The 863-nt window shown below is 52.0% G+C and carries 2 protein-coding genes; both read right to left on the bottom strand.

Going from position 1 to position 863, the window contains the following annotated elements; translation table 11 throughout:
- Window positions 1-111: 111 nt before the first annotated feature.
- Window positions 112-255: a hypothetical protein gene (locus E1189_RS24975; RefSeq protein WP_230460049.1), complete on the bottom strand. Its 144-nt coding sequence runs from the start codon at window positions 253-255 to the stop codon at window positions 112-114.
- A 311-nt stretch (window positions 256-566) separates the two neighbouring features.
- Window positions 567-863: hypothetical protein (locus E1189_RS24970; protein ID WP_230460048.1), on the bottom strand; the 297-nt coding region annotated here is incomplete at its 5' end.

Raw genomic sequence — 863 nt, 5'->3', positions numbered from 1 at the left:
GGGTGCAACAAGTCTTTCACCCAATCCGGTCATATCACCACTCACAAACGCACCCATACAGGGGTCAGGCCCTTTATCTGTGATCAGGTCGGGTGCAACAAAGCGTTTACCTCATCCGGCGATCTCACCACCCACAAGCGCACTCACACAGGGGCGAGACCCTTTGTCTGTGATCAGGATGGGTGCAATAAGTCTTTCACCCAATCCAGTGATCTCACTGTCCACAAGCACACATCCGGTGATCTCACCAGGCATAAACGCGCCAGGACAAGCCCTTTGTCTGTGATGTTGACGGGTGCCACAAAGCGTTTACCACATCCGGCAGTGTCATCAAACACAAGCGCATCCACACAGGAGAAAGGCCTTTTGTCTGTGATGTTGACGGGTGCCACAAAGCGTTTACCACATCCGGCAGTGTCATCAAACACAAGCGCATCCACACAGGAGAAAGGCCTTTTGTCTGTGATCAGGACGGGTGCAACAAGTCGTTCACTAAGGCCCTTTGTCTGTGACCAGGACGGATGCTATAAGTCTTTCACTTCATCCGGTAACCTAATCCAGACATCTCACCAGACACAAGTAAACACATCCAGCGATCTCACCAGACACAAACGTATACATCCGGTGATCTCACCAGGCATAAACGCGCCAACAGGGGACAAGCCCTTTGTCTGTGACCAGAACGGATGCCACAGAACGTTTAGGACAGGCCCTTTGTCTGTGACCTGGACGGGTGTAACAAAGCGTTTTTCACATCCGGAAATCTCATCGTCCCCACAAGCATTCACACAGGGGACAGGCCCTTTGTCTGCGCCCTGAATGGGTGCAACAAGTCTTTCATCCAATCCGGCGATCTCAAGAGG

The organism is Parendozoicomonas verongulae (assembly GCF_009711465.1).
Classification (GTDB): Bacteria; Pseudomonadota; Gammaproteobacteria; order Pseudomonadales; family Endozoicomonadaceae; genus Sansalvadorimonas; species Sansalvadorimonas verongulae.
Note: the sequence above shows the minus strand (reverse complement) of the source record. Positions and strands in the feature narration are given on the sequence as shown.

Excerpts from the sequence above, each read along its gene's own strand:
- E1189_RS24975 (WP_230460049.1), bottom strand. The coding sequence starts at position 255 with ATGCCTGGTGAGATCACCGGATGTGTGCTTGTGGACAGTGAGATCACT.